The organism is Acinetobacter sp. Ag2, from assembly GCF_001005515.1.
Classification (GTDB): domain Bacteria; phylum Pseudomonadota; class Gammaproteobacteria; order Pseudomonadales; family Moraxellaceae; genus Acinetobacter; species Acinetobacter bereziniae.
The window spans coordinates 144,539-165,141 of the sequence record NZ_LBNA01000053.1; the positions used below are offsets into that span (position 1 = coordinate 144,539).

Here is a 20,603-nt window from a genome sequence, read left to right on the forward strand (position 1 = left end):
CGAGTGCAATATCGTGGATACGCGCAAAATGCTGGATCGCAAAGCATCTGCTTTGATGGTTGGATTATGTATGATTTGGGGTCTACAACAAGTCGTACTTAAATTGGCAGCAGCAGATATTTCACCCATGATGCAAATTGCCATTCGCTCAGGACTTTCTGCAATTTTAGTCTATCCCTTAATACAGCGACAAAAAGGGACAACGCTATGGTCTAAACAATATTTATTTCCAGGCATGTGGGTTGCATTTTTATTTTCAGCGGAGTTTTTCCTCGTAGCAGAAGCACTTAGGTATACTTCTGCATCTCATACCGTAGTTTTACTCTATACCGCACCTATCTTTGTAGCATTGGGTTTACATTGGAAACTTCCTGCAGAGCGACTCTCCATGTTGCAATGGGTGGGAATTTTTATTGCATTTTTAGGTATCGTGGTGACCTTTTTAGGTCGGGAAGAAGTACACAGCACTGCTACACAAGCGATGATTTCTAATACTTTGTTTGGTGATTTTCTCGCTTTGCTTGCGGGCTTACTTTGGGCTCTGACCACGATTTCTTTGCGTTTAACTCAGTTATCGGATGCGCATCCGACACAAACTTTATTCTATCAATTGGTTGGTGGCTGTGTATTGCTATTGCCTTTGGCTTTTCTGATGGGGCAAGCTGAAATTCATTGGACAGGTTTAGCTATTGGGAGTCTGATTTTCCATACCATTGTGGTGTCGTTTATCAGTTTTATGCTGTGGTTTTGGCTACTTCGAAATTACTTGGCTAATCGCTTGGGGGTATTTTCTTTTCTTACTCCGATTTTTGGAATGTTATTTGGTGTACTTTTTCTGAATGAACAGATTGAATTAAATTTTCTTTTTGGTGCAGCAATGGTCATGTTGGGCGTAATGATTGTCAGCTTACATCATTGGATTGAAAAGAAATTCTATTCTCAAGTAAAGACCAATGAGTGGTCTGAATAACAGTATTTCAATCGCAAAAGGCTAAGCATTTTTTATTGCCACCGACTGATCAGTGGGATGGAAAATGCTTAGCGCCAGTGACTTATTTCAATTATTTATCATCTAAAATCGTTGAAAGTGGAATTGATAATTTGGCTGCCAAATATTCATCAGACTCAATCAGTGTTGGACCAATATGTTTCATCCACACATCATCATCATGAACATGTTCGACATCTTTACGACGTGGCAATGTATAAGGCAGTGAAGTATAGAAAGACCAAAAATCGATTTCATCTAAATTTCTGACCAATACATACTCGTTGTTATCTGTGCGTTTAACCAAATTCTGCTTTTCTAAAAGCTGCACGTAAAGAGGCCAGCGTCCAATTTCACCACGACCTAAAATATCGAGAGCTTCAGTATCCGTGACCACTTGTCCTGTTTTTTGCTTTTTATAGAATAATTCCAAGATGTCCAACATCATCAGTACAGGGTGGCGCGTCTGAATCTTGCCTGTATGAAAAGCAGTTAAGGCATAACTAATTTCCACACCCAATAAGACGATATTCCAAGATAAAAATATCCATAACAGGAAAATTGGTACAGCAGCAAATGCCCCGTAGACTAAGGTATAGCTGGTGAAATTGGTCATCACAAAACCAAACAGATTTTTTAGTAATTCAAAAGCAACAGCGCCAAATACTCCAGCGATAGCAGCTGCCTTGATTGGAACGCTACGATTGGGAATCGTCCAATATAAAATAAAAAATCCTAAAGTGGTGAGTGCAAAAGAGATCACTGCAAATAAGGCTGTACCATCTACTTCATAGCCCGCAAAGTTATTACTGAGTACATTCATTGACGCCAATGTAGACGAAATCACAAAGGCACTGCCCAACAAAATTGGTCCTAAGGAAATAATCGTCCAATAGCGCATAAAGCCTATGATGCCATTACGTGTTTCTTTGACCCGCCAAATACGGTTGAACACACTTTCAATACTGGTCAGCATCAGCACGGTTGTGATGAATAAAAACAATACCCCGATTACGGTTAAATTGCTTGAATTCTCTGTAAACACATTAAAGGCTTTATCAAAAGCAATACTGGTTTTAGGTAGAAAATTACTGTAAATCATCTGCTGGAGTTGTTGTCTGGCAGGTTCTAGCGCCTTAATCGACGAAATGATGACCAAGAACACTGTCAACATGGGGACAACCGCAAATAAAGTGGTATAGGTCAGTGATCCTGCTTGATCACGACAACGATCTGCTTCAAAACGACGTATTACAAAAAGAATGAATTGAAACCAAGTTTTTTGATAGAAGGGTAATTTTTTAATTAATTCAAACATATATCTCTGATCTCAATTATTTTTCGGCATATCTTTCAGTTTCATTTATTAAGCTTACCCAAAAAAGCCGAAAAATACCGTATAGTTTTATTGTCTTAGCTATTATCAACCCATACTTATGCAAGCCTATGTTCTCGTACTTTACTATAGCAAATATGGATCTACCAAAGAAATGGCACACTTGATTGCCAATGGTATCGAAGCAACCGGAACGGCGGTAAAAATTCGCACAGTTCCTCATCTTTCAACGGTGGTTCAAGAAGCACAACCGAGTATTCCAGAAGAAGGCGATATTTATTGTAGTTTGGAAGATTTACAAAACTGTGCAGGCTTGGCGCTTGGCTCTCCAACACGCTTTGGAAATATGGCTTCTGAAATGAAATATTTTTGGGACCAAACCACCAGTCTCTGGTTAAACGGTGCTTTGCATAATAAACCTGCTTGTGTTTTTACCTCATCAGGTTCAATGCACGGTGGACAGGAAAGTACATTACTGACCATGTTACCGCCGTTATTTCATCACGGAATGATGATTATGGGATTGACCAATGCTCATCCCGCATTATCAAATACCAAATCTGGTGGTACACCTTATGGGGTGAGTCATGTCAGTGGACCACGCCATGACCAAAGTTTGAGTACAGATGAAAAATTATTATGTACTGAGCAGGGCAAGCGTTTAGGGGAAGTAGTAAAAAAACTAAGTATATAAGTTGCAGGTGGATAGATACGATGGAGGTGAAAAACTTCCATCGTACCTAAACCATCTTGTTGGTGCTGTATTGTTCATTTATACAGGTCAAAATCGAAAGAATGTTTCCAATACATTTCCCGCCAAAAATATTTAAAGTGATCTTGTGTGTTGAGATGACTGTAGCATCTTATAAGATTCAATTTTTAAACACTGGATTAGTGATATCAATCATGACTCAAGCCTTTGGTATTTTTGTTGATTATTGAAAATTGGAGCGAAAAATAACTTATAGATTACAGTCCATATTTTTTCCAACCACCTGAAAAATGATGTTTTTCGTCAATACGCCATTCTCCATCGATGAGAATTAAGGTATAGCGATTTTGCCCTTTTAATCGGTCATGAGTAAAAATATAGAGCTTCTTTTTACTCGCATGATCAACATCTATCATGATTTCATCGGTATAACTGAAATTAGGTGCATGTGAATAGTGTAAGCCATCAGGACGATAGCCAAAACGGGGCTTATCTGTACAATATTGCTGAAAAATCTGCCGACACTTTTGTTGAAGTTCATCGCAAAAACCAATTTTTTCAGCATAAGCTTCCCATTGATTCATCATGTCAAAGAAACTGATCAGTTTAGCTTTAGCCTCTTCAACTTGAGTATGACTAAAATATAGCTTATTTGTCTTTTGTAAATCACGCTGGGTTTGTTCGAATTCGGCAATTTGTGCGGTACTAAACAAATTAGCAAACACCCGTAATTTAGGATGTTGTGCTAAAGTCATTAAACCATCAAAACTCACTCGAGTATCATGTAATAATAATGTCGAAAGTTTTGGGATATTAAGAAAGTATTGTAAGGTTTGATCATTCACCTGAGTATTGCAAGCCCAAATGCAATCCAGCTTTTTATGATTTGCAAAAGATTTAAAACCTTCCCCAGTCAATTTTGAGTTGACAATAAATAAGTAATTTAAACTTTGAATTTGTGAGATGTGGGTTAGGGAGGCATCAGAAACTTGGGTATTTTCAAAATTTAGATTAACCAATTTCGGAAGTTGTGCAATTTTTTCGAAATGATGTTCTGAAAGAATACATTGTTTAAAAGACAGTCCCAACAAGCGTTTACATTGTAAAATATATTCAATTTCCTCATCTGAAAACTGATGATTTTCGAATGCCAATGTTGTTGAGGATGGCTTAAGTTGCTCAATTTTAATGTGCATTTTTTATAACTTTCCTCTGAATCTAGAACACAAAGATTCCGAAATTTTAATTATGTGTAAATATGATAATTTGAAATGTTAAGCAAATAACGCTCTATGTGATGAAAACCATCATAGAAAAGAGCGTTATTTTTTATATGAATATCTAAAATCGTATTAGTTCACATTAAAACGATATTTGCATTTTTGGCATTGATAATCAAAGAAAATATTTTGATCGACAATCACACCCGCTTTTTTACCAAAGCGATTTCCTAGAAATCCACCAGTAATACCTACACTGATTGCCCCCACAAATGTACCGACAGTGCCGCCAACAATCACACCCAAAGGTCCAGCGACCGTGCCGATTGCAGCACCAATAGAAGCCCCTGACGCTGCACCGCCTACCGTGCCTGCTGCTGCACCTGCAGAGGTCAGCAAGACACTTCCTGCTTTACCTAAAAGCTGTTCATGATCACGTCGTGTTAAGTCTGTCGAGCCACATTTTGGGCAAGTTACTGTTTGTTCATCAGTCATTGATTGTTTACTCACTCAACAAAGTCCATTTGTCTTCGCTAAGTTATAGTTAATATTTCACTCATTTTCACGACAGCTGTTTTGCAATGCTGATCATGAGACTTGATTCGATTGTAACTGAATATAATGTAGATTCTTTATATTTTATGTGAAGACGTTGGGTAGAAAAGTTTAAATATAAATATAAGTTTAAGCGATTAAATCAAAAGCTTACATGATGCTATGTGATTTTTTATCGTGATTTAACACGCATTAAACTCTCTTGGGTGACGCTGCATACTAATTTTCCAGCTTGCCAGATTCGCCCAAAATTCAGCCCTCTAGATTGACTGGAAACTGTGGCATCCATGTCATACAACAACCATTCATCAGCCCTAAACGCTGAATGAAAATAAATGCTGTGATCTAGACTTGCACTGCGAACTCCGCCATTGGCATAACTTACGCCATGCGGTCTGAGTGATGTGGTCAACAGATTATAGTCTGAATAATAAGCAACAATTGCTTGATGAATCATGGGAAGATCGAATTCAGGCGGTATCTTGTCAAAAGTCTGCATATATTCCGCATAGTTGCTTGTTGATTTTATGGGTTTAAATGGATTAAAGGGTTGTACTGGATGTACTTTAACGAAAAATTGCCGCATAAATATGTCGAGTGCAGTTTTTGGGACATCCTTATAGATCAATTGCTTATGCTGTTGTTCTGATAAGAGATGATCGGGTAGAGGATAATCTGGTGCTTCAATGTGATTATTTAAACCAGTTTCAATCAGTGCAAATGAAATCATCGCTGAAAATATAATATGACCAGCTTGCCATGCATTCACTTGTCGAGTGGTAAAGCTTTTGCCGTCTCGTAAATTTTCCACTTTAAATAAAATGGGTAAATCTGTACGACCACTACGAATAAAATATGCATGTAAGGAGTGTGCAGGACGATCAGTGGTTTTTGATGCAGCAATCAAAGCCTGTGCAACCAATTGTCCTCCCATCAAGTGTGAACCAAAGAGTTGTGTATTTTGTCCTTGAAATAAGTAGCTATCCAGTTGTTTTACATTCAATAGATCAATGAATTCTTGGGTGAGTGATCTCATCTATAATTGCCTGAGCGTATCATTATTTGAAGAATATAGAATAAAAAAACAAGGAAAAGAATGGTTAAAAAGACCTGAACACTTTTTTATAAGCGATAAAAAAGAGCGCATAGAGCGCTCAATTTTAAGATAAAAGCTTAAGCTAAAAGTCTTAATCTTTTACAAAAGTAACTGTACCATTTGCTAATGATTCAACACGTGCCAAAGATTCGACACGGTAACCTTTATCAAGCAGTAATTGGCGACCTGGTTGGAACGATTTTTCAATCACGATGCCAATACCAACCACCTCTGCTTCAGCCTGATGAATTAAGTCAGCAAGACCTAAAGCAGCTTGACCATTGGCTAAGAAATCATCAATAACTAAAGCTTTATCGCCTTTAGTAATATGCTTTTTAGAAATCGCAATGGTACTTTCAATTTGTTTTGTAAAAGAGAATACTTTTGAACGATATAAATCATCTTTAAGGGTTAAAGATTGATATTTGCGTGCAAAAATAACAGGTACACCAAGCTCCAAACCAGCCATTACAGCAGGAGCAATACCTGATGCTTCAATTGTAATGATTTTGGTAATACCCGCATCTTTAAAGAGGCGAGCAAATTCCTGACCAATCAGTTGCATCATGGCAGGGTCAATTTGGTGGTTTAAGAAAGAATCGACTTTCAGAACTTGATCAGATAGAACGATACCTTCAGCTAAGATTTTCTGTTCTAGTGCGTGCACAGGGAGAATCCTCTAGAGGCAAGGTGCTTTTTAAAGCAAAGGCGTATTTTAAAAAGCACCAAAAAAAATGCAAGCTCAAATTGACCAAAAGGTGAAAAATCTCTTACTTTTTGTAACTGGTCAGGGTTAAGTTATACGAGGTCTTACCATCTACATGCGACATTTTTACAGGTAAATAGTCCAATTGTGGCGCTAACCAGAAGATTGAGCTTTTTTCCCCATTATCATGAGTGAGTACCACTTTGATGGTATTGTACGTTCCCGCTGGGGTTTTAATTGACTCAGTACCTTGTTTTACAAAACGACGAGCGTCAAGCCCCTTAGCATCAGCGATCAGATAGCTCGATTTTAAACCAGAACCTTTTAAGTCTTCACGTACTTGTAATTCAGCATTGAGTTCATCCAAAGCACCCGCTTTCCAAGGGAAAGATCGTGCTTGATCTTTTTTCTTGGTATTGATGGTTTTATTGTTTGGATTGAAGTTAATGGTCATCGTGTCGTTATGTACCAACACTTTACTGGTACGACTAAAACTATTGGAATTAATTTGACCATTGCTAAAAGTAAAACGACTGGTTTCGCTTGCTGATGCAATTGCAGCCGCTTTGGCAGCAAATACATAAGTCCAATTGTTGCCATTTTGACTTAAAGTACGGGTAGCAGAGCCTAGATTTTTGCCATTATAGGCAAATTGATAGCTGGCTTGGAATGGACTCATGGCAAGAGCATTGCTTGAAAATCCAACCAATAACATTGCAGTAGAAATACCGGCTGCTGTGCTGAATGTTTTAAATAACGTTTTTGCCATCATTAAATGTCCTATGCATTTAAAAGTATCTGTGAGTTATAGCATCTATTATGCAATGTAATTGGGGAGAAAATATTCACTTTATTTCAAATCCTGTGAATTTATGTATTGGTTTTGCTCGGTTTGACTTGAAATTTGACCCAAAATTAACGATTTAGCTTTTTTGCTCGATGGGTGTGACCTTATCGTCGATATAATCCTCTTCTTCTAAGTCAACCATGCGGTCATTATCTTCTCTAAAATTACTGAATATGGCTGTGAGGTTGACATTCCCAATCACCACCAACTCTGTTTCACGAAGTTCGGCATGATTAACATGAACTTTATTTAAAGTGTCCATAATAGAGCGGTTTTTACCTAACCAACGGTTAAGGTCTAAATGTAATAATTCATCCTTCACGCGAATGACATCAAATTTTTCTAAGATCATGCCCAAAGGATCTTTTTTTAGTACCTTTTGATAGAAGAACAATGCACAATTTACGCCCATTTTGTACCAAATATTAGGATACTTTGCTTCGATGACTTGGGTGTTGCTGATTTGTTCAAAAACAATCAGTTGCATATCTTTGTTCATTTCCATTTGAACTAATTTAAGATCGACAGACAATACCAAATGCATGCCTTTAACATTCAGTGTTGCATAAAGTCTTAACCAATCATCATGCAAGTCGGCATGTAAATCTTCAAGAATTTTGACATTGTCAGTGACATAACGTTTAAACGTTGCATTTAAAAATACTTGAGAGAGTGGAAATTCGCGCTCTTCTTCTATAAAACCTTCGGCTTTTTGGTATACTTGTCGAATACGTTTAACAATGTTAGAAAGTAGCGTCGGCATAAGTATGGTCCCAAATCATCATCATTTTTAGGCGATAAACTTGTCGATGATTAAAAAAATTCAAGTCTAAAGATTGCAGTTTAGCAAAAAACATTGCACCATTTTGAGTGTTTTAAAATTACGTTTTTACTTTCATTAAGTCAGTCACAAAGTTTGTGAATAATGTAAGACTAAACTTATTTTAATAAATTTTAAATTTGGCAATTGGGGAATTTTGTCGGATTAATGTCATGATAAAAAAATTATTTGCCAATACGCAACATACTGGGTACTGGTGGCAAGATGCATTATTTGTCGGGGCAGTTTCAATTGCTGTAATTGTCCACGGGTTATTTTTATCTGTGCAATTTGGTATGCCGCAAGAAAATAATACTGCGACAAAAGAAATTGCTGTCAGTATTCGCCCAAGTGAAGATAAAGTCAAAGATGCTGATTTCCTTGCGCAAGCAGATCAACAAGGTTCAGGAACCTTTCGTAAAGAACATCGGATGTCCTCTGATATGCCAGCACAAGCTGAAGATAAAAGTGCAGGGGATCAACAGCTTGAAGCTTTAGAGCAAATACAGCAAAAACGTGAATTAAAATTTGAAGAAAAAGTGCTGATGACCGTTTTAAGTTGGCAAAAGCAAGCTGAACAAAACGATCGAAAAAAGGCAATGGAAGAATTACAAAGCCAAATGCAAGCCAAAGCCGCGATGGTGGCGAGCTTAGAAGCACAATATTTACAGAAGCAGCAAAATTTTAGTAAACAACAAAAAATTAAAACCTTAGATGGCATTCAAGCGAAACAAGATGCATCGGCTGGTTATTTGGATAAATTCCGTGAAAAAGTCGAAATGTATGGCAACCGCTATTATCCTGATCTTGCTAAGCAACAGCGCCTTTCAGGTGAAGTTCGTTTAATGGTGATTCTGAATAATGAAGGGGGAATACGAGCAATTCGTTTAATCGAAAGTTCAGGTCATGCCATTTTAGATGAAGCCGCTAAAAATTCGGTACGTAAGGGTGCTCCATTTGGTCGTTTTGATGCAAAAATGAAAGATATTTCTGAGCTACGAATTGTCAGAACGTGGCGTTTCGATCCCGCTGAGTCTGAATTTGAAGTCCATTAGAGCGCTTAGCAAAACCTTGTATTGCCTAGTACAATCAATGCGCTCGCAGCTTAAAAATCTGCTGAAGTCGACTGACTATAAAGAATGAGTTTGGTATTGTTGCACCAAGTTGATACCTTCTGGAAATTTCATCAACAATGCCAAATCATAAGGGCTTTTCGCAGAGCGATTTTTGCTGTTTAAATCAGCACCATTTTCCAGTAATAGCTTAACCAGATCATAGTGTTGTTGAGCATTAAAAATAGCAGTCCAAAGCGAAATATTTCCTGAATGATCTTGCAGTGACAAGTCTGCGCCATGTTCGATGATTGCGCGAGCAATACCGATATTATTTTTATAAACAGCTATCAAATGTAATGCTGTCTGTCCTTGATTATTTTGCAAATTTACATCAATGCCAAGCTCAATTAGTTTGAGCGCGATGTCATCTTGTTGATGTTGCAAGGCATACATCAGCAATGATGAACCATCAAGCTGTTGATTGAGGGTTTCAGGGGGGAGTTTTCCTAAAGCAGCGTTGCTTTCGCCGTGTAAAATCAGTTGGAATAATTCTGACATCGCTAAGTCCTTTTATAATTATATTTGGTCTGCCAATTTTAAGCGTTTTATGAAGAGATTGTCGATATTTTAGCTGTCGCAAGCATCTGTGAAGTGTCAACAGATGTTAATACGATCTTGTGATTTCACAAATTTCTACATGAAAGTTTTTATACCACTGCAGTTTGCCAATCCTTTGAGCTGCTTGATGTTCTGCATCTTTATGCCATGCTTGGATATCTTCAAGTGAGTTCCAATAGGAAAGCGCAATTTCAAAGTCATTTTCGCAAATTGATTCAAATTTTTGACAGTTAAATTGATTCAGCGCTTTTTCTCGTAAATGCTGTGCGGTTTGAATATAGGTCTGATCAAGTACATTGACCTGAGCTTTAAAAATAACCACATATTTCATATTTTATCCCTAGCTCTATATCACAGACATCATTCGATGTTGAATCCGCTTGGAAGCATGCTTGAGTTACTTAAGATCAGTTCTCAAGCGATTCTGCATTAAAGTAAATTATGATCCTGTGCTTGAATTGGTGGCGGGGTAGGTTTACCTAGAGTTCCGAGCAGTTCAATTTCAATCATACGAACCATCGAGTCGAGTGGTAAGTCATTGCTTTGAGTACCAAAAGGTTCTTCAATCTCAGTACTTAAAGCATCTAAGCCGAGAAATGTATACGCCAAAATGCCCACCAATAACGGTGTGGCTAAACCCAATAATGAACCTAAGCTAAATGGAAGCATAAAGCAGAAAAAATAGACAGTTCGATTTAATAAAACTGAATAGGCAAATGGTAAAGGTGTCGTAGCAATACGATCACAACCTGTTTGTACCAAACTGAGTTCATTAACATGCTCATTGAGCTGGGTGTAGATGATGTCTGAAATCTCACCTTCTTTCAAAGCTTGCATCAGTTCCCATTGAATTAGACTCAGGGTGTATTGCGGTGCATTGGTCTGTTGGTAGAGTTGGGTTAATGCTTGAGGACTCATACCACTAGTTTCGACCAGAGCATCGGGATTGGCAGTTTGATGTCGTAAGCGATCTCTCAATAAGTTTGCAAAAACAATGACATGTTGAATAATTCTTTCGCGACGACCTTGCGGAAAAATACGACAGTCACGGTCAAAGTGACGCGCATTTGCAATCAACATTCCCCAAAGCTTACGGGCTTCCCACCAACGGTCATAACATGCTGTGTTTTTAAAGCCTAAAAAAATAGACAGGACAACCCCGATAAGGGTAAAACCGACCAGAGGAAGCTCAGGAAAACGATATAAATCAGTATATTCAATTCCACCTACGATGGCAGAGATGAGCATCACAAAACCTAGCGGTGGTAACACTTTTGGCAGAATCGTACCACGCCAAGACAGGAGTAATTTAAGGGTATCGTTTTGATCGCGGACAATCATGTTTTTAAGTCTATAATTTTTTAGTGATCTTCACCGCTTCAAGGATACTTGTCAATCTTATTTGCAGGGAAAGTTTTAGATTTGATGAGTCCATGTTCAGTAAAGGAATAGCTTTGTTCAGCGGCGATGATCATATGATCTAATAATTCTATTTCAAGCAGTTGACAGGCTTTGAATATTTGCTGAGTTAGATCGTAATCTTCACGTGAAGGTTTTGCTAAACCTTTAGGATGATTATGGGCAATGACAATAAACGTCGCCTGTTTTTGTATGGCATGGCGTAATAATTGATTGATCGAAATGTTGCAGTAATTGATAGAACCAAAAAATAACTTTTTAAAACTTAACTTGCGTAATTGGCTATCTAAACAAAGCACAGCAAAGACTTCTTGTTGTTCTCCAATCAACTCATAACGTAAATAATCTCGAATTAAATCAGAACGACTTAAGTCCATACCTTGTTGGAGTTGATGTTTAAGATAACGTCGACCTAATTCTTTGACTGCCATCAGTTGTGAGTATTTAGTTTCTGCAATCCCATGAAACTGACGGAGCTCTTCTAAAGAGGCATCAAAGACGGCATTTAAATGTCCAAAATGCTGAATCAATACACGTGATAATTCGACCGCAGAGTGCTGTTTAGAGCCTGAACGAAGGAAGATTGCCAAAAGTTCGGCATCGGATAAACTGTGTGCCCCTTGCAAGAGTAATCTTTCACGTGGGCGTTCTTGTTCGGGCCACTGTTTGATTGAATGGTTCATTGTTTTCCACATTTTTAATTTATTGTACTTTTCATTTTTCTCCCGATAACTGCTTGGGAGATAGACTATTTAATGCTATTGTGAGCGCCACTGCAACAGAAAGGTAGCCTGATCGTGAGTTTCGATCTCAGTGTGTTTTCTAATAAAAATATTATTCTTGCTGTCACTGGCGGTATTGCTGCCTATAAAAGTGCCATCCTTGTACGCCGTTTAAAGGATTACGGTTTTAATGTCCGTGTGGTGATGACGCATGGTGCACAAGCATTTATTACACCGCTGACTTTTCAGGCATTGTCAGGTAACCCCGTTCATACAGAATTATTAGATCCTGAAGCAGAAGCAGGGATGGGACATATTGAATTAGCACGTTGGGCAGATCTGGTTTTGGTTGCGCCAGCCAGTTGTGACACGATTGCAAAATTTGCTGCGGGATTGGCAGATGATTTACTCAGTACGCTTTATCTGGCAACAAAAGCACCTGTTTGGGTTGCCCCTGCAATGAACCAACAGATGTGGGCTGCCAAACCTACTCAACGTAATTTAAATACATTGGTTGAAGATGGTGTGCATGTGATCATGCCAGAAGCAGGCTCTCAAGCTTGTGGTGATGTTGGCTTAGGGCGTATGCCTGAACCAGAAGATCTCGCAGAACAGGTTAAAAATTATTTCCATCAGGCACAACGTGCGATTGCGGAAAAATTTGGCTTATTGGCAGGAAAGCGTGTGGTGATTACCGCAGGACCAACACGTGAAGCAATTGACCCCGTCCGTTATATTTCCAACCACAGTACAGGAAAAATGGGTTTTGCCATTGCAGCTGCGTGTTATTCAGCAGGAGCAAAAGTCACCTTATTGGCAGGACCAGTCAGTTTAGATACCCCGAATGGTGTGCGTCGTATCAATGTCTCTTCAGCAATAAAGATGCTGGATGAGAGCATGCATCAACTCGAAGAAGGTTGTGATGTTTTCATCGCAACTGCTGCTGTTGCGGACTATCGTGTGGCTGAAGTTGCTGAGCATAAGATCAAGAAAGCAGGTGATGAACTCAATGTTTCCCTAGTTAAAAACCCTGATATTGTGGCGACGATTGCACAACAGTCAAAGCGTCCATTTATGGTGGGTTTTGCTGCTGAAACACGCAATGTTGAAGAGTATGCAGCAGGAAAGCTAGTAGCAAAAAAACTCGATATGATTGCATGTAATGATGTTTCACGTGCAGATATTGGTTTTGCTTCAGATCAAAATGCAATGACCGTGTTCTTTGCTGAGCAATATCAAATGGAAAAACGAGACTTGGAAAAGGCATCTAAACAAGAAATTGCTCAACAGTTGGTTGAAGCAATTCACGATGCTTTAAATCACAAAATTGAGCCTGTATAAATTTTCTTGGTCGGTTTTAAATATAAAAATGCAACGATTTCGTTGCATTTTTTATTTGCTATTTTTTGTGGTTTTAAACTATGTTTAATGTTGAATATGGATAATAGCTGTACTTTCATTCCCGTTGATAATTCACAATAGCCACAGTTTTAAGGAAGATCACAATGATCAAAAAAACTTTAGCCACCGTAATGATGATGTCTGCTTTGAGTTTGAGTTCAATGAGTTTTGCAGCAACTCTGCAACAGAATATGCAGGCATTGGGTAAAAACTATAAAGCATTTAATCAAACCACAAATCCAGCAGAAGCCAATAAAGCACTAGACAACATGCGTGCGGCTGCAACAGATGCAAAAAAAGTTAAACTGAAAGGTCGTGGTGATGCCAGTGCGCCAAGCTCAACACAACTTTATGATCAATTGATTGCACAGATTGATAAAACGCAAGCCTTAGTCAAAGGTGGACATTTAGATCATGCCAAAATGGAAGGCAAAAAAATTGCTGAAATTCGTGATCAAGGTCATAAGATCTATCAATAGTCTTACTGCGGAACTATGCATTTAGATGATTTATAAATAAGTCAAAATTATAGATCATATATTTATATACGTTCATTAACGTAATCCATATGGTTATAAAGCTTGCAATGCCACACTTTATAATTTACGTGTAGTGATAGCTCATCACGACAAAGAATCAGGTAAATTTATATCGCTTGTGTATAAACGACTTGTTTTTTTGACTAACGTTATTTCGAAGAATAGATTTATCCATTTAAAAAGCCGCTAGTTTTAATGACTATCGGTTTTTTATTGTATGGTGATTTTTAAACGATATTGAATCATTAAACTCAGCATGATTCGGATTTGTTCATGGCTTTATCTTTGTTAAGTTATAACGAGAAGATCAGGAGACATGTGATGCAAGAGCAAAATCATTTTGCACGTATTGCAAAAGCCATAACCTATATTCAGCATAATTTTAAAGCACAGCCGAGTCTCGATGAAGTGGCAGCGCATATCCATTTGAGTCCTGCTCATTTTCAACGCTTATTTACTGAATGGGCGGGAACCAGCCCTAAAAAATTCTTGCAATATATTAGCTTGGAACATGCCAAAACATTATTAAAGCAAGATCATTCGGTATTTGATGCGGCTTATGATACTGGGCTTTCCAGTACCAGTCGTTTGCATGACTTATTTATACAAATAGAAGGGATGACGCCGGCTGAATATAAGCGTGGTGGTGAAGATTTAACGATCCATTATCAATATGCTGAAAGCCCATTTGGAACTGTTTTGGTGGCATCTACAGCGAAAGGCATTTGCTTTATGTCCTTTGTAGACAACGAGCAGGAAAGTTTTGCTGCAATGCTCGAAAAATTCCCCAATGCTCAATTTTATCAACAAGCAGATGTACTCCATGAGCATGCTTTGGCAATTTTTTCATCTGATTTTTCATCTGAGAATCAGCCATTAGGACAAATTAAACTTCATTTAAAAGGGACTGATTTTCAGCTAAAAGTCTGGGAAAGTTTACTTAAAATTCCAATGGGACAATTAACCACCTATGGTGATTTAGCTGAACAAGTGGGAAATCCTAAAGCCTCTCGTGCAGTGGGTACGGCAGTGGGGCACAACCCCGTGGCATTCTTAATCCCCTGTCATCGAGTCATTCAAGCCACAGGCGTACTCGGTGAATATCATTGGGGTAAAAGTCGAAAAATGGCGATGATTGGTTGGGAAGGTGTTCAAACACATGTCGACATTTAATATTCAACAGGCTCAAGTCCTGAGTGAGAAAATTAAGCACTTAGACTGGACAATAATCCATGAGCAGCTCAATCAGCAAGGTTATTCACACATTGAGAATTTTTTATCCGATGAGCTTTGTGAATTAATCAAAGCACATTATCACCATGAAGATTTATACCGTAAAACTGTCAATATGCAACGCTATCGTTTTGGCGAGGGTGAATATAAATATTTTCGTCACCCTTTACCCAATTTATTGCAATTGCTACGTACACAGTTTTACTCCCACCTCGTTCCGCTCGCCAATGCTTGGTTTGCGAATTTAAACATCGATCGGCAATATCCAGCATCACATGAAGCATTTTTACAGCAATGTCAGCAAGCGGGTCAAAACAAAGCGACTGTATTGATTTTGCATTATCAACAACATGGTTTTAATACCTTACATCAAGATCTCTATGGTGAGGTTTATTTCCCAATTCAAATGGTGATTTGTCTCAATCAAGCCAATGCTGATTTTAAGGGCGGTGAGCTGGTACTGACAGAGCAAATTCCTCGTGCACAGTCCAAAGCAATGGTGATACAACCGAACAAAGGTGACGTTTTACTTTTGACCACACACTTTAGACCCAAGAAAGGTACGCATGGTTATTATCGGGTCAATATGAAGCATGGTGTAAGTCAGTTAACTGAAGGAGAGCGTTATAGTTTAGGTATTATTTTTCATGATGCAGTGAGTTAAAGCATGATTCAGCATAGTGAAATAGAGAGATTAGCGTTATATAGCAAGCTTAAAAATGCTGAAATTTTATTTGCGGGCAACCAAAAACTAAGAATTTATGGACGTCTAGACTGCGCCTCTGGTAAACGGATGTTAAAAAATAATCGAGTATTCTTTAGTAGTGAAGCGGAAGCTTTAGCATTGCAATATCGACCATGTGGACACTGTATGAAATCAGCCTATTTGAAGTGGAAAAATGCAACAATTTGAATTTAAACCTGAGCAAAATCAAAACTTGCTTCCATATGATGGCGTGGTTCATTATTTTGGAACCATTATGCAAGAACCTGTGGCGCACGCTTATTTTGAGCAACTGTTAAAGACGATTGAATGGAAAAATGATCAAGCGATTATTTTTGGCAAAAAGATCATCACCAAACGTAAAGTGGCATGGTATGGCAATCAGCCTTATGAATATACCTATTCCAACACATCAAAATACGCCTTGCCATGGACAAAGCAATTACTTGAACTTAAACAGCAGATTGAACGGATTACAGGTGAAACATTTAATTCCTGTCTGCTTAATCTTTACCACACAGGCGAAGAGGGAATGGCTTGGCACAGTGATGGTGAAACAGATCTAAAAAAGAATGGTGCGATCGCATCTTTAAGTTTTGGGGCAGTCCGAAAATTTGCCTTTAAACATAAAAATAGCCAAGAAAAAGTGGAGATTTTTCTCGAAAATGGCAGTTTACTGATCATGAAAGACACCACACAAACCCATTGGTTGCATCGCTTGCCACCGACCAAAAAAGTCCACACTGCTCGGATTAATTTGACCTTTAGAACGATTGTTGAGACGGGTGTATAAAAATTTTGTTGTTATTTTTCATGCAGCAGAAATAGGATGCCGCCAAAGATAAAGCCAATAAAACAACCATAAAAAATAAAAGAGTAGGGAATTAAATTTAGCAGAAATTGAGTTTGACTGAAGGGATAAAAAGGGTACATGTCTGCATGCATCAAACCATCTAAAAGAATGTGACTAAAACTGCCCGTCAGTGCACTGAGAGTTGCCACTTGCCATGTGATTTGCCAATTTTTTTGTTTGAGTAGTCTGCGCAAGACAAACTCACTCATCACTTTGCCTATGGGAGTTGCGATTAAAGCAATCAATAAGGCACCGATTAAATTGTGGGTATAAAGATGTAAAGTATTCCAGCCCAAAATCATACCAAGCAAGGGTTCGATATCCATCAGGACTTGAATACCCGAAAAAATCAGTAAGCTAAAGCGATGATTTCCGATTCCTTTACACGTTGTACCTAAACCTAAATGTAAGGGGGTAATGGGCATAGGTGATTTGTCGTCGTATTTTGATTTTTAAAGTATAAAAAATGCCATGATCAAATTTTGTGAAATTTGAGTGAATTTTATTTTACTGATTCGGCAATAAAAAAGACCGCACAAAGCGGTCTTTTCAAACTTAAAATCTAAGAAATTAAGCTTGACCTTCAGCAGCAGCGGCTTGAGCGCGCTCCATATTTGCTTCGAACTCAGCATCAAAATTGATTGGCGTAAGAAGTAATTGTGGGAAGCTACCTTTAGTCACAAGATCGTTCACAGCTTCACGTAAGAATGGGAATAAAATGTTCGGGCAGTATGCACCTAAGATGTAAGGAAGACGATCTTCTTCGATACCATCAATCAAGAAAATACCTGATTGTGTAACATCCACGATAAATGCTGTATCACCTGCATTGTTTGCTTGAACCACGACTTTTAACGATACTTCAAAGTGTGTTGCATCAACTTTTTCAGCAGCAGAAGACAAGTTGATGTTTAATTCAGGTTGCCATTCTTTCGTAAAAACTTGAGCGCCAGGCACTTCAAAAGAAATGTCTTTTGTATAAATACGTTCTAAAGCTAGTTGTGGTTGAGCTTGTTGTTCTTCACTCATTCTTTATTCCTTAAATTTTAAGAAGTGATTAATTACGCAAGTAATTCATCGAGTTTGCCCGCTTTTTCTAAAGCATAAAGCTGGTCGAAACCACCGATGAATTCATTATTAATAAAAATCTGTGGCACAGTACGGTGCTTGGTTTGCTGGATTAGCTCAGTCTTAACCTCAGGTGCTTCTTGATCGAGATTAATTTCGGTAAAAGCAACACCTTTACGCTCAAGCAGAGATTTTGCACGTACACAGTATGGGCAGAAAGTTGTTGAATAAACTTTTACTTCAGCAGACATGTTGAGCTCCTTAAGCTTATTTTTTAGCTTTAACTAATGGCAAGCCTTGGGCTTTCCAGTTACTAATACCACCATCTAGACGATAACTGTCTGCATGACCGACTTGTTGCAAGGCACTACCTGCCACTTGACCTAAGTTACAGATAAAGACTAAAGGGCGATCTGCAGTTTTCAATTCTTCAATATGACTGGCAATTTGGCTGTATGGAATATTGCGGCTACCACTGACATGACCTTCGCGAAAATCTTTCGCATCACGTAAATCAATCAGCATTGCATTTTTGGCTTTCACCAAAATACCAAGGGATTGTGGTGAAATTTTACGACCACTACGTTGTCCTTCAAAAATAAAGAACAAGACAATGAGTGCCCCTAAAATACCAAATAAGAAGGGGTGATTCCCCATAAACTCAAACCAACGTTCCACAAGTCACCTAATTACAATCAAAAACTGCGTCGAGTATAGCGTATATATATGGTGATCAAAATCACCGCTTCAAGGTTATCGCAGAAGAAATTTAATTTTTTTGTTGCGCATCAGTGATTTCTTCAATTAAGCGCAAATAACTTTCCAGACGTCTGGCTAGAATTTCACCATCATCCACTGCTTTTTTAACCGCACATTGCTTTTCATGGGTATGCGTGCAATTACGATATTGACAATGTCCAATCAAGTTGGAGATTTCGGGAAAACCAGCATCAATTTTTTCAAGGCTTAGATGCCACAGTCCAAACTCACGGATTCCTGGTGAGTCAATCAATGCACCATTTTCACCAAAGCGAATTAAACGTGTTGATGTTGTCGTGTGTTGTCCAAGTGCTGAGTTTTCAGAAATGATGTTGGTTTTCTGTTCCGCATCGGGAACAATAACATTAATCAATGTACTTTTGCCCACACCCGATTGACCTACAAAAGCGACGGTTTCATTGTCTAAACGTTGCTTCAGTTCGCTAATATCACCTTCAGACTGTGTGATCAACACTTCATAGCCCAAGTCTTGATACTCTTTGATGAGATCTAAAATTGGGTCACTGTCTTTGAGTAAGTCGGATTTGTTCAAAACCAACAGCACAGGAATATTGGCATCTGCACAAGCCACCAAATAACGATCAATTAAGGTAGGTGCAGGTTCTGGTAAAGGCGCAAAAACAATCACGATCAAGCTGATATTGGCTGCCACAGGTTTGACCTTGTGATAACGGTCTGGGCGAGTTAACAGTGATGTTCTCGGGTGAATAGCTGTGATAATGCCTAAACCAGTATTGGGGTCTGCCTGCCATTTAACTTTATCCCCTGTGACCAACAATTCAAGATTGGTACGGGTATGACAACGCCAGACACTACCGATTTCAATCGGTTTCCAAAAGGGTTCAGGTTCGCCTGCTTGAACAATAGGTTTTTGTGGATGTTGAGCGGGTGTAGAAAGGGCTTGTACTTCGAGTTGTCGTCCATAATGCTGAACAACCAGACCTTCTAGGTCGTTGGAAGTGTCGATTTCTTCTTGACGTGTTTTATGTTGTTTCTGAATGCGGCGTTGCTGCTGTTCAGTCAAACGACGTTTACGAATTAAAGCCATTCATGTCCTAAAAAAACCTTGAAAATGAGAAGGCAAAAATACCATGATGAGCGAATGAATTACAGCGCTGAAGTAAGAAATTTGCTACTATTCATTTTTTTATTGACCTAATAAGATTGACTCTATGAGCAGTACACTGGATACCCGCTTAATTTGGATTGACCTCGAGATGACAGGTCTAGATACTGATAATGACAAGATCATTGAAATCGCAACCATTGTGACAGATGACCATTTAAATATTTTGGCGGAAGGTCCAGTACTTGCAGTGCATCAATCAGATATTATTCTCAATGCAATGGATGAGTGGAATACCAAACAACATGGTCAGTCAGGTTTGATCGAACGTGTACGTCGCAGTAAACTCACAGCGCAAGATGCGGAACAACAAACCTTAGAATTTTTAAAGAAATGGGTCAGTCCGAAATCATCACCGATGTGTGGAAATTCAATCTGCCAAGATCGCCGCTTTATGCATCGTTTAATGCCAGAGCTTGAGCAATTTTTCCATTATCGTAATTTGGATGTATCTTCTGTTAAAGAATTGGCAAAACGCTGGAGACCAGAAATTATGAGTGGTCTTAAGAAAAATGCATCACATTTGGCGATGGATGATATTCGCGACTCAATCGCAGAATTAAAATACTACCGTCAATATTTCTTTATTGAGAATAAAGATTAAGCCAGTTTGAGTGAGATGATCGGCTAGGGTACTCCCCCTAAGTTTGTTGCTGTTGCTCTTTGGTATTCAAAGAGCAACATCGTCTGACTAATATTGGATTGGTTTATTCAGTCAAGTTATGCCGACTTGGATAGTATAAAATTTCAATCTCAACATTATTCGTGTAAGTTACAGTCAATCT

At 38.4% G+C, this 20,603-nt stretch carries 26 protein-coding genes; 10 read left to right on the plus strand and 16 right to left on the minus strand.

All coding sequences use genetic code 11. The features are described 5' to 3' along the window. The first annotated feature begins 28 nt into the window (after nt 1–28). Complete coding sequence (locus tag AAV97_RS14150; protein WP_004825127.1) at nt 29–970, plus strand: DMT family transporter; 942 nt, start codon at nt 29–31, stop codon at nt 968–970. Nucleotides 971–1,061: 91 nt separating this feature from the next. On the opposite strand, the gene AAV97_RS14155 is transcribed toward AAV97_RS14150, so the two are convergent. Beyond that, a complete protein-coding gene (locus AAV97_RS14155; protein WP_004825126.1) occupies nt 1,062–2,306 on the minus strand; it encodes a YihY family inner membrane protein in 1,245 nt (414 codons plus the stop codon). A gap of 118 nt (nt 2,307–2,424) precedes the next feature. Here AAV97_RS14155 and wrbA point away from each other — a divergent pair, with 118 nt between their 5' ends. Continuing rightward, nucleotides 2,425–3,018 (plus strand): NAD(P)H:quinone oxidoreductase, encoded by a 594-nt coding sequence (gene wrbA / locus AAV97_RS14160; RefSeq protein WP_046760881.1) that lies wholly within the window; start codon nt 2,425–2,427, stop codon nt 3,016–3,018. A gap of 275 nt (nt 3,019–3,293) precedes the next feature. On the opposite strand, the gene AAV97_RS14165 is transcribed toward wrbA, so the two are convergent. The 6 genes from AAV97_RS14165 to AAV97_RS14190 form a co-directional block, all read right to left on the minus strand. After that, nucleotides 3,294–4,232 (minus strand): NTF2 fold immunity protein, encoded by a 939-nt coding sequence (locus AAV97_RS14165; protein ID WP_046760882.1) that lies wholly within the window; start codon nt 4,230–4,232, stop codon nt 3,294–3,296. Between the two features lie 156 nt (nt 4,233–4,388). Beyond that, nucleotides 4,389–4,751, minus strand: a complete 363-nt coding sequence (locus AAV97_RS14170; protein ID WP_042090293.1) for a hypothetical protein — start codon at nt 4,749–4,751, stop codon at nt 4,389–4,391. Between the two features lie 232 nt (nt 4,752–4,983). Continuing rightward, nucleotides 4,984–5,847, minus strand: coding sequence for an acyl-CoA thioesterase (locus tag AAV97_RS14175; RefSeq protein ID WP_046760883.1), 864 nt, complete (start codon nt 5,845–5,847; stop codon nt 4,984–4,986). Nucleotides 5,848–5,998: 151 nt separating this feature from the next. Continuing rightward, nucleotides 5,999–6,574: a xanthine phosphoribosyltransferase gene (locus AAV97_RS14180; protein WP_004825120.1), complete on the minus strand. Its 576-nt coding sequence runs from the start codon at nt 6,572–6,574 to the stop codon at nt 5,999–6,001. Nucleotides 6,575–6,677: 103 nt separating this feature from the next. Continuing rightward, nucleotides 6,678–7,382 carry a DUF3108 domain-containing protein gene (locus AAV97_RS14185; RefSeq protein ID WP_010591293.1) on the minus strand — a complete coding sequence of 235 codons (705 nt, stop codon included), beginning with the start codon at nt 7,380–7,382 and terminating at the stop codon, nt 6,678–6,680. A 154-nt stretch (nt 7,383–7,536) separates the two neighbouring features. After that, nucleotides 7,537–8,223 (minus strand): hypothetical protein, encoded by a 687-nt coding sequence (locus AAV97_RS14190; RefSeq protein WP_046760884.1) that lies wholly within the window; start codon nt 8,221–8,223, stop codon nt 7,537–7,539. 230 nt (nt 8,224–8,453) lie between these two features. Here AAV97_RS14190 and AAV97_RS14195 point away from each other — a divergent pair, with 230 nt between their 5' ends. Then, a complete protein-coding gene (locus AAV97_RS14195) occupies nt 8,454–9,335 on the plus strand; it encodes an energy transducer TonB (protein WP_004825113.1) in 882 nt (293 codons plus the stop codon). 75 nt (nt 9,336–9,410) lie between these two features. Here AAV97_RS14195 and AAV97_RS14200 read toward each other — a convergent pair whose 3' ends face one another. The 4 genes from AAV97_RS14200 to radC all read right to left on the minus strand — a co-directional run bounded on the left by AAV97_RS14200 (nt 9,411) and on the right by radC (nt 12,067). After that, a complete protein-coding gene (locus AAV97_RS14200; RefSeq protein WP_046760885.1) occupies nt 9,411–9,893 on the minus strand; it encodes an ankyrin repeat domain-containing protein in 483 nt (160 codons plus the stop codon). Nucleotides 9,894–9,999: 106 nt separating this feature from the next. Beyond that, nucleotides 10,000–10,284, minus strand: a complete 285-nt coding sequence (locus AAV97_RS14205; protein WP_042090296.1) for an antibiotic biosynthesis monooxygenase family protein — start codon at nt 10,282–10,284, stop codon at nt 10,000–10,002. A 98-nt stretch (nt 10,285–10,382) separates the two neighbouring features. Further along, a complete protein-coding gene (locus tag AAV97_RS14210; RefSeq protein WP_004825105.1) occupies nt 10,383–11,294 on the minus strand; it encodes a bestrophin family protein in 912 nt (303 codons plus the stop codon). Nucleotides 11,295–11,332: 38 nt separating this feature from the next. After that, nucleotides 11,333–12,067: a RadC family protein gene (gene radC / locus AAV97_RS14215; protein ID WP_046760886.1), complete on the minus strand. Its 735-nt coding sequence runs from the start codon at nt 12,065–12,067 to the stop codon at nt 11,333–11,335. A 102-nt stretch (nt 12,068–12,169) separates the two neighbouring features. Here radC and coaBC point away from each other — a divergent pair, with 102 nt between their 5' ends. The 6 genes from coaBC to AAV97_RS14245 all read left to right on the plus strand — a co-directional run bounded on the left by coaBC (nt 12,170) and on the right by AAV97_RS14245 (nt 16,784). Continuing rightward, nucleotides 12,170–13,435 carry a bifunctional phosphopantothenoylcysteine decarboxylase/phosphopantothenate--cysteine ligase CoaBC gene (gene coaBC, locus AAV97_RS14220; protein WP_005033953.1) on the plus strand — a complete coding sequence of 422 codons (1,266 nt, stop codon included), beginning with the start codon at nt 12,170–12,172 and terminating at the stop codon, nt 13,433–13,435. A gap of 164 nt (nt 13,436–13,599) precedes the next feature. Further along, a complete protein-coding gene (locus AAV97_RS14225; protein ID WP_004825098.1) occupies nt 13,600–13,974 on the plus strand; it encodes a cytochrome b562 in 375 nt (124 codons plus the stop codon). 381 nt (nt 13,975–14,355) lie between these two features. Beyond that, the gene (locus tag AAV97_RS14230; protein ID WP_004825097.1) at nt 14,356–15,207 is read left to right on the plus strand and encodes a bifunctional transcriptional activator/DNA repair enzyme AdaA; all 852 of its coding nucleotides are present in this window, start codon (nt 14,356–14,358) and stop codon (nt 15,205–15,207) included. After that, a complete protein-coding gene (locus tag AAV97_RS14235) occupies nt 15,194–15,931 on the plus strand; it encodes a 2OG-Fe(II) oxygenase (protein ID WP_046760887.1) in 738 nt (245 codons plus the stop codon). Before AAV97_RS14230 ends, AAV97_RS14235 begins: the two co-directional genes overlap by 14 nt. 3 nt (nt 15,932–15,934) lie before the next feature. After that, nucleotides 15,935–16,180: an Ada metal-binding domain-containing protein gene (locus AAV97_RS14240; RefSeq protein WP_009586966.1), complete on the plus strand. Its 246-nt coding sequence runs from the start codon at nt 15,935–15,937 to the stop codon at nt 16,178–16,180. Then, complete coding sequence (locus AAV97_RS14245) at nt 16,167–16,784, plus strand: alpha-ketoglutarate-dependent dioxygenase AlkB family protein (RefSeq protein WP_042090302.1); 618 nt, start codon at nt 16,167–16,169, stop codon at nt 16,782–16,784. The genes AAV97_RS14240 and AAV97_RS14245 overlap by 14 nt, the downstream gene beginning before the upstream one ends. 11 nt (nt 16,785–16,795) lie before the next feature. Here the strand turns inward: AAV97_RS14245 and AAV97_RS14250 are convergent, their stop codons facing one another. The 5 genes from AAV97_RS14250 to rsgA form a co-directional block, all read right to left on the minus strand. Continuing rightward, the gene (locus tag AAV97_RS14250) at nt 16,796–17,269 is read right to left on the minus strand and encodes a DUF4184 family protein (RefSeq protein ID WP_046760888.1); all 474 of its coding nucleotides are present in this window, start codon (nt 17,267–17,269) and stop codon (nt 16,796–16,798) included. A gap of 145 nt (nt 17,270–17,414) precedes the next feature. Beyond that, entirely contained in the window at nt 17,415–17,873 is a 459-nt protein-coding gene (gene secB, locus AAV97_RS14255; protein WP_004825088.1) for a protein-export chaperone SecB, read from the minus strand. A 32-nt stretch (nt 17,874–17,905) separates the two neighbouring features. Next, nucleotides 17,906–18,163 (minus strand): glutaredoxin 3, encoded by a 258-nt coding sequence (gene grxC, locus AAV97_RS14260; protein WP_004825086.1) that lies wholly within the window; start codon nt 18,161–18,163, stop codon nt 17,906–17,908. Between the two features lie 16 nt (nt 18,164–18,179). Then, nucleotides 18,180–18,590 carry a rhodanese-like domain-containing protein gene (locus AAV97_RS14265; RefSeq protein ID WP_004825084.1) on the minus strand — a complete coding sequence of 137 codons (411 nt, stop codon included), beginning with the start codon at nt 18,588–18,590 and terminating at the stop codon, nt 18,180–18,182. Nucleotides 18,591–18,681: 91 nt separating this feature from the next. Beyond that, nucleotides 18,682–19,740: a ribosome small subunit-dependent GTPase A gene (gene rsgA, locus AAV97_RS14270; RefSeq protein ID WP_005033936.1), complete on the minus strand. Its 1,059-nt coding sequence runs from the start codon at nt 19,738–19,740 to the stop codon at nt 18,682–18,684. A gap of 124 nt (nt 19,741–19,864) precedes the next feature. Here rsgA and orn point away from each other — a divergent pair, with 124 nt between their 5' ends. Further along, complete coding sequence (orn, locus tag AAV97_RS14275; protein ID WP_009586958.1) at nt 19,865–20,422, plus strand: oligoribonuclease; 558 nt, start codon at nt 19,865–19,867, stop codon at nt 20,420–20,422. Nucleotides 20,423–20,603 lie beyond the last annotated feature (181 nt).